2 protein-coding genes, 1 tRNA gene and 1 rRNA gene are annotated in these 8,612 nt (G+C 70.0%); 1 reads left to right on the top strand and 3 read right to left on the bottom strand.

From position 1 onward, the window contains the following. Positions 1–58: 58 nt before the first annotated feature. Positions 59–5,566: a HAMP domain-containing protein gene (locus ACFWBY_RS18035; protein ID WP_385340329.1), complete on the bottom strand. Its 5,508-nt coding sequence runs from the start codon at positions 5,564–5,566 to the stop codon at positions 59–61. Positions 5,567–5,791: 225 nt separating this feature from the next. Between ACFWBY_RS18035 and ACFWBY_RS18040 the strand changes: the two genes are divergently transcribed. Continuing rightward, a complete protein-coding gene (locus ACFWBY_RS18040) occupies positions 5,792–8,314 on the top strand; it encodes a SpoIIE family protein phosphatase (RefSeq protein WP_385340331.1) in 2,523 nt (840 codons plus the stop codon). A gap of 127 nt (positions 8,315–8,441) precedes the next feature. Here ACFWBY_RS18040 and ACFWBY_RS18045 read toward each other — a convergent pair. Both ACFWBY_RS18045 and rrf read right to left on the bottom strand, forming a co-directional pair. Continuing rightward, positions 8,442–8,514 (bottom strand) — tRNA-Thr (locus tag ACFWBY_RS18045). A 5-nt stretch (positions 8,515–8,519) separates the two neighbouring features. Then, positions 8,520–8,612, bottom strand: a 5S ribosomal RNA gene (gene rrf, locus ACFWBY_RS18050); the annotation flags it as partial.

Raw genomic sequence — 8,612 nt, forward strand, 5'->3', positions numbered from 1 at the left:
ACGTGGTGGGAGGGCGGAAGGTTCCCTCCGGAGCCCCTCCCGCCCGCCCGCTCCCGCTTCACTTCCCTCGCATATGCCCTTCCATGACCGACAGTAGGTAGTCGGGTTCCACCGGCTTGGTCACATAGTCCGAAGCCCCGGACTCGATGGCCTTCTCGCGGTCGCCCTTCATCGCCTTCGCCGTCAGCGCGATGATCGGCAGCCCCTCGAACTGCGGCATCCGCCGGATCGCCGAGGTCGTCGCGTACCCGTCCATCTCCGGCATCATGATGTCCATCAGCACGAGCGCCACGTCGTCGTGCTGCTCCAGGACCTCGATGCCCTCACGTCCGTTCTCGGCGTACAGCACCGCCAGCCCGTGCTGTTCCAGCACGCTGGTCAGCGCGAAGACGTTGCGCACGTCGTCGTCCACGATCAGCACCCGCTCGCCGTGGAAGTCGTAGGTCCGCGGCGCCGCAGGCTGCGGCTCCTCGAGGGCCCACGCCTCGGCCTCGTCCTGCCCCGGCACCTCGGCCCGCGGCAGCGGCTCGCTCAAGGCCTTGCGGCGGCGCCGGAACAACGCCGAAGACCCCTGCCCCACCGGCTCCCCGGCCCGCGGCAGCCCCATCGGCTGCCCGGACGCCGCGCGGCCCTGCTCGGCCGGAGCCGCCGGCAGCGCGGGCCGCGGCGCCTCCTCGGCGGCCGGCCTGCGGTACAGCTCCGCGCGCGCGCCACCGGGCGTCGGCGGCGCGTAGCCCTGCGGGGGCAGCTCGCTCGGGTGCAGCGGCAGGTACAGCGTGAAGGTGGACCCGCGGCCGGGCTCGCTCGCCGCGTGGATCTCCCCGCCCAGCAGCCGGGCGATCTCCCGGCTGATGGACAGCCCCAGGCCCGTGCCGCCGTACTTGCGGCTGGTGGTGCCGTCGGCCTGCTTGAACGCCTCGAAGATCACGAGCATCTTGCTCGCGGCGATCCCGATGCCGGTGTCGGTCACCGAGAAGGCGATCAGGTCGGCGTCCGCCTCCCGCAGCGATCCGGCCTCCAGCAGCTGTTCGCGGATCGCCGTGGGCACGTCCGCCCCGGCGGGCCGGATCACCAGCTCCACCGCTCCGGTGTCGGTGAACTTCACCGCGTTCGACAGCAGGTTGCGCAGCACCTGCAGCAGCCGCTGCTCGTCGGTGTGCAAGGTCGCCGGAAGCTCCGGGGAGACCCGTACCGAGAAGTCGAGCCCCTTCTCCGCCGTGAGCGGCCGGAAGGTGGCCTCCACGTAGTCGACGAGCTGCACCAGCGCGATCCGGGTCGGAGAGACGTCCATCTTCCCGGCCTCGACCTTCGACAGGTCGAGGATGTCGTTGATCAGCTGGAGCAGGTCCGAGCCGGCCCCGTGGATGGTCTCGGCGAATTCCACCTGCTTGGGCGACAGGTTCTCGTCCGCGTTGTCCGCGAGCAGCTTGGCCAGGATCAGCAGGGAGTTGAGCGGGGTCCGCAGCTCGTGGGACATGTTGGCCAGGAACTCGGACTTGTAGCGCATCGAGACCGCGAGCTGCTCGGCGCGCTCTTCCAGGACCTGCCGGGCCTCCTCGATCTCGGTGTTCTTCACCTCGATGTCCCGGTTCTGCTGGGCGAGCAGCTCGGCCTTCTCCTCCAGCTCGGCGTTGGCGGCCTGGAGGGCCTTCTGCCGGTTCTCCAGCTCGTCGGAGCGCTCGCGCAGCTGCTCGGTCATCTCCTGCGACTGCTTGAGCAGCATCTCGGTCTTGGAGTTGACGGAGATGGTGTTGACGCTCGTACCGATCATCTCGGCGATCTGGCTGAGGAAGTCCTTCTGGATCTGCGTGAAGGGCTGGAAGGAGGCCAGCTCGATGACGCCGAGCACCTTCCCCTCGAAGAGCACCGGCAGCACGATCACGTGCGCCGGCGGAGCCTCGCCCAGCCCCGAGGAGATCTTCAGGTAGCCGGGCGGGGTGTTCTCGACGAGGATCGTCCGCTTCTCCTGGGCGACGGTCCCGATCAGCCCCTCCCCCGGCCGGAAGGAGATGGGCATCTGGCCGCCGGCGTACGCGTAACTCCCGCGCATCCGCAGTTCGTACGAACCGTCGGCGCCCCCCTCCGTCCCGATCTCGGTGGTACCGCCGGCCGGCAGCGCCAGGAAGAACGCCCCGTGCTGCGCGGAGACCACCGGCGTCAGCTCGCTCATGATCAGCGAGGCCACGTCGTCCAGCTCGCGACGGCCCTGCATCAGGGCGGAGATCCGGGCGAGGTTGCCCTTGAGCCAGTCCTGCTCCTTGTTGGCCAAGGTGGTGTCGCGCAGGTTGGCGATCATCGTGTTGAGGTTGTCCTGGAGGACCTGGATCTCGCCCGCCGCGTCCACGTCGATCTTGAGGTTGAGGTCGCCGCGCGTCACCGCCGTGGCGACGGCCGCGATGGCCCGCACCTGCCGGGTGAGGTTGCCCGCCATCTCGTTCACGGACTCGGTCAGGTCACGCCAGGTGCCGTCGACGTCCCGGACCCGGGCCTGACCTCCGAGGATGCCCTCGGTGCCCACCTCGCGGGCCACCCGGGTCACCTGGTCGGCGAAGGAGGACAGCTGGTCGACCATCGTGTTGATGGTGGTCTTCAGCTCCAGGATCTCGCCGCGCGCGTCGATGTCGATCTTCTTGGTCATGTCGCCCTTGGCGATGGCGGTCGTGACCATGGCGATCTGCCGCACCTGTCCGGTGAGGTTGGACGCCATGAAGTTCACCGAGTCGGTGAGGTCCTTCCACGTCCCCGAGACCCCTGGCACGTGCGCCTGGCCGCCCAGACGGCCTTCCGTACCCACCTCCCGGGCCACGCGCGTGACCTCGTCGGCGAAGGACGAGAGGGTCTTCACCATCGTGTTCACGGTGTCGGCGAGCTGGGCGACCTCGCCGCGCGCCTCGACGGTGACCTTCTTCGTCAGGTCACCGTTGGCGACCGCCGACGAGACCTGCGAGATGTTGCGCACCTGCGAAGTGAGGTTGTTGGCCATCAGGTTGACGTTGTCGGTCAGGTCCTTCCAGATGCCGGTCACACCGCGCACCCGGGCCTGGCCGCCGAGGATGCCCTCGGAACCCACCTCGCGGGCCACCCGCGTCACCTGCTCCGCGAAGGAGGACAGCTGGTCCACCATCGTGTTCACGGTGGTGACGAGCTCCAGGATCTCGCCCTTGGCATCGACGGTGATCTTCTTGGACAGGTCGCCCGTGGCGACCGCCGTCGTCACCTCGGCGATGTTGCGCACCTGCGAGGTCAGGTTGTTCGCCATGAAGTTGACGGACTGCGTGAGGTCCTTCCAGGTGCCGGAGACGCCCTTCACCTCCGCCTGGCCGCCCAGGATGCCCTCGGTGCCCACCTCGCGGGCCACCCGCGTCACCTGCTCCGCGAAGTTCGAGAGCTGGTCGACCATCGTGTTGAGGGTGTTCTTCAGCTCCAGGATCTCGCCCCGGGCGTCCACGTCGATCTTCTGCGACAGGTCACCGCGGGCCACCGCCGTCGCGACCTGCGCGATGTTGCGCACCTGGGAGGTCAGGTTCCCGGCCATGCCGTTCACCGAGTCCGTCAGGTCGCGCCACACGCCGGCCACGCCCGGCACCTGCGCCTGACCGCCGAGCCGCCCGTCCGTACCCACCTCGCGGGCGACCCGGGTCACCTGCTCGGCGAAGGCCGAGAGCTGGTCGACCATCGTGTTGATGGTGTTCTTCAGCTCCAGGATCTCGCCGCGCGCGTCCACGTCGATCTTCTGGGAGAGGTCGCCGCGCGCGACCGCCGTGGTCACCTGGGCGATCTGCCGCACCTGGGAGGTCAGGTTGCCGGCCATGAAGTTGACGGAGTCGGTCAGTTCCTTCCAGGTGCCGGACACCCCCTCGACCCGGGCCTGGCCGCCGAGCCGGCCCTCGGTGCCCACGTCGCGGGCCATCCGCGTGACCTGGTCGGCGAAGGAGGACAGCTGGTCCACCATCGTGTTCACGGTGTTCTTCAGCTGGAGCATCTCGCCGGAGACGTCCACGGTGACCTTCTGCGACAGGTCGCCGTTGGCCACCGCCGTCGTCACCTGCGCGATGTTGCGGACCTGCCCGGTGAGGTTGCGGAAGGCGGTGTTCACCGAGTCGGTGAGGTCCTTCCACGTACCGGCCGCACCCGGCACCTGCGCCTGACCGCCCAGTTCACCCTCCACGCCGACCTCACGGGCCACACGCGTCACTTCGGCGCCGAAGGACTGGAGCTGGTCCACCATCGTGTTGACGGTGTTCTTCAACTCCAGCATCTCGCCGGCCACGTCCACGGTGACCTTCTGCGACAGGTCGCCGTTGGCCACCGCCGTCGTCACCTGCGCGATGTCCCGCACCTGCGTGGTCAAGTTGCGGAAGACCGTGTTCACCGAGTCGGTGAGGTCCTTCCACGTCCCGGCCGCACCCGGCACCTGCGCCTGGCCGCCCAGCAGGCCCTTCGCCCCGACCTCGCTCGCCACCCGCGTGACCTCGTCCGCGAAGGTCCGTAGCGTCTCGGTCATCTGGTTGATCGTTTCGGCCAGCTGCGCGACCTCGCCGCGCGCGCTGACCCGGACCTTCTGCGACAGGTCGCCGTTGGCCACGGCCGTCGTCACCTGCGCGATCCCGCGCACCTGGGCCGTGAGGTTCCCCGCCATCGTGTTGACGGAGTCGGTGAGGTCCTTCCACACGCCCGCGACGCCGGGCACCTTCGCCTGGCCGCCCAGCTCACCCTCCGTACCCACCTCACGGGCGACCCGGGTCACCTCGGAGGAGAAGGAGGACAGCTGGTCCACCATCGTGTTCACGGTGTTCTTCAGCTGGAGCATCTCGCCGGCCACGTGCACCGTGACCTTGCGCGACAGGTCGCCCTTGGCCACCGCCGTCGTAACGAGAGCGATATCACGCACCTGAGCGGTGAGCCGGTACGCCATCGTGTTGACGGAGTCGGTCAGATCCTTCCAGGAACCGGACATTCCGCGCACCTGCGCCTGGCCACCGAGCTTGCCCTCGGTACCCACCTCCAGGGCCACCCGCGTCACCTCGTCGGTGAACGCGGAGAGCTGGTCGACCAGGTTGTTGACCGTCCGCCCGACCTTCAGGAACTCACCGCGCAGCGGATGGCCGGCCCCTTCCGCGGCTTGCGTCCGCAAGTCCATCCGCTGGTCGAGGTCACCCTCGGCGACCGCAGACAGCACGCGGCCCACCTCCGACACCGGCCGGGCCAGATCGTCCACCAGCTGGTTCGAGGCGTCGATCGCGGCCGCCCAGGAGCCCTCGCAGGCACCGGTTTCCAGCCGTTCGCTCAGCTTGCCCTCGCGGCCCACCATCCGCCGCACCCGGGACAGCTCCCCGGTCAGGTGGAGATTGCGGTCGGCGACCTCGTTGTAGACGGCCGCGATCTCCGCCATCACGCCTTCGCCGGACACCGTCAGGCGCTTGCGGAAGTTTCCGTCCCGCATCGACACCAAGGCCGTGAGCAGCCTGTTCAGGGCCTCGGTATCAACCTCCGTGGTGCCTCCCCGCCGGGATCGTCCGCCCTTCGGGCGCGTTCCCGTACGCCGCACCGCCGCGCCAGACTCCACCGTGTCCCTCCCGAAAGGGTCGACCGCCGTTCCACCGGGCACCTTGCTCTTCAATACCCGACTCCAAGCCTGCCCAGTGTTTCACCCCGGCCGAACCCGGCCATAACACTCCGGCACCATCGCACACCGGCCGCACCCTGCGGGTGGATTCCCCGACGACGGCACCATGGCCCCCGCGAAGGTAAGTAACCTGGCATCCGATGTCCACCGCGTCGAAGGAGACTTGTGATCACGGCACGGGCGGCTGCCAGCTTCGATCCTCAAGGGCGCTCGGTCGCCGCCGCCCGCGCGTTCGTCCGCGACACCCTCCAAGGCTGGGGCTTCGCGGACATCGTCGACGACGCGGTGGTCCTCACCAGCGAACTCGTCACCAACGCCGTGGTCCATGCCGGCACCAGCGCCGAAGTCCTGTGCCTGCGCACCGAAGACGGCGTACGGGTCGAGGTGGCCGACCGGTACCCGGAGCGCGAGCTCCCGCTCCACCTCCCCGGCGAGCGACCGTACGCCGACCCCGACCGTGAGAACGGCCGCGGGCTCATGCTCTGCGCCGCCCTCGCCACTCGCTGGGGCGTCGAGTACACCGCCGCCCACAAGCACGTGTGGTTTCGCCTCGACCTGCCGGACCGTCCGGTCGGTACCCGCTCCGCCGGCCCCGTGGTCCCCGACCAGCTCCTCCCCCTCGCCGACAGCCGGGTCCGCGTCGCCGTCCTCCAGATCGACGCCGGCGACACCATCTCCGCCTGGAACGAGGACGCAGAGATCGTCTTCGGCCACCCCGCCGAGAAGGCCGTCGGCCGCCCCCTCGCCGAGCTCGCCGCCTGGCCGCAGACCCCCGGCACCGGCACCGGCATCGCCGAGGCCCTGCGCCTGTCCCGCTGGGAGGGCAGCTACGGCATCCGCGGCGCCGACGGCCGCGTCATTCCCGTATACGCCTCCCACCTGCGGGTCCGCGACGCCCACGGCGAACCCTCCATCGTCTGCCTCCTCGTCCACGACGACGAGCGCGCACTCCTGATGAGCCCCGTACGCGTCCCCACCGATGGCGCCCACCTCGCCGACTCCCGGCCGGTGGACCCCTTCGAGATCTTCATCGGCTCCCCCGCCCCCGACGACCTCGACGGCCTCCTCCAGCGCACCGTGGAACGCGCCCGCGACCTCCTCGACGCCGACTCCGCGTTCCTCCTCCTGGCCACCGACGACGAGACCGAGCTGGAGGTCCGCGCCACCACCGGCCTCCCCTCCACCCGCCAGCGCTTCGCGCGCGTCCCCGTCGAGGCCGGCACCAACCGGTACGGCTCCGCCCGCATGCCCGCCGTCCACGACGACCTCGCCGTCGTCCCCGGAGCCGTCCCGCTCCTGGAGAACACCGGCATGCGCTCCGCCGTCACCGTCCCCCTCAAGGTCGAGGGCCGCCTCACCGGCTCCCTCGGCATCGCCGCCGAGAACCCGGGCCGCTACTCCAACGAGGACGCCCTGCGGCTCCAGTTCGCCGCCGACCGCATCGCCCTCGCCGTCGAGTCGGCCCGCCTCGGCGAGCTCGAACGGCTGCGCCGCGGCTCCCTCTCCTTCCTCGTCGAGGCCTCCGACCTGCTCGCCGGCACCCTCGACCGGGACCAGACCCTGGCCCTGATGGCCCAGATGACCGTCCCCACCCTCGCCACCTGGTGCGCCGTCTACACCATCGCCGACCCGGCGTCCGATCCGTACCTCTCCTACGTCCTGCACGAGGACGAGGACCGCATCGACGGCCTCAAGGACCTGCTCTCCCACGTCAGCCCGCCCGAACCGGTCCGCGAGGCCGGGGCCCGCCCCTGGCCCGCGACGGCGACCGCCGTGGGCGGCGAGACCGTCGTCCTGCCCCTGCTGGCCCGCAACCGCGTCATCGGCATGCTGACCCTCGGCAAACCCTCCGAGGAACACTTCCGCCAGGAGATCCTCGAACTCGCCGAGGACCTCTCCCGCCGCGCCGCCCTCGCCCTGGACAACGCCCGCCTCTACTCCGAGCGCACCGCCATCAGCCGATCCCTCCAGCGCAGCCTGCTGCCTCCCGGCTCCCCCGCCATCCCCGGCATCGAGGTCGAGGTCATCTACCGCGCCGCCGGCGAGGGCAACGAGGTGGGCGGCGACTTCTACGACGTCTTCCCGATCCGCCCCGGCGTCTACGGTTTCGCCATCGGCGACGTCTGCGGTACGGGCCCCGAGGCGGCTGCCGTCACCGGCCTGGCCCGCCACGCACTGCGCCTCCTGGCCCGCGAGGGCCTCGGCGGTCCGGCCGTACTGGAACGCCTCAACGCGGCGATCCTCGATGAGGGCGACCGCAGCCGCTTCCTCACCCTCCTCTACGGCGAGCTCCATCCCCAGCCCGACGGCAGCGCCCACATGAAAGTCGTCTGCGCCGGCCACCCGCTCCCCCTGCGCCTGCGTCCGAACGGCGAGGTCCTCTCAGCCGCGGACCCGCAGCCGCTCCTCGGCGTGCTCGACGACCTGGACCTCTACGAGCAGACCCTCACCCTGGACCCGGGCGACGTCCTGCTCTGCGTCACGGACGGCGTCACCGAACGCCGCGAAGGCACCCGCATGCTCGGCGACGACGGCCTCGCCGAGGTCCTGACCACCTGTACGGGCCTCACCGCGGGCGCCGTCGCCTCCCGCGTCCTGCGCGCGGTGGAACGCTTCGCCGCAGAACCGGCCTCGGACGACATGGCGATCCTCGCCTTCCGCATCCCCGAACAGCGCCACGGCGACTGAGAGCGGATACACCGGTGAGCCGGCTGCCGTTCGAGGTGGTGTTCGTGGACCACCCGGCCGGCAGGACCGGCCGGACCGGGAACGCAGAAAAGGCCCCCGCCAGATGGCGGGGGCCTTTTCTTTTCAGAGCCCTTTAACGGAATCGAACCGTTGACCTTCTCCTTACCATGGAGACGCTCTACCGACTGAGCTAAAAGGGCGGGTTGTTCGGCGGCGTCCTACTCTCCCACAGGGTCCCCCCTGCAGTACCATCGGCGCTGAAAGGCTTAGCTTCCGGGTTCGGAATGTAAACCGGGCG

This window comes from Streptomyces sp. NPDC060049 (assembly GCF_042736715.1).
Taxonomy (GTDB): domain Bacteria; phylum Actinomycetota; class Actinomycetes; order Streptomycetales; family Streptomycetaceae; genus Streptomyces.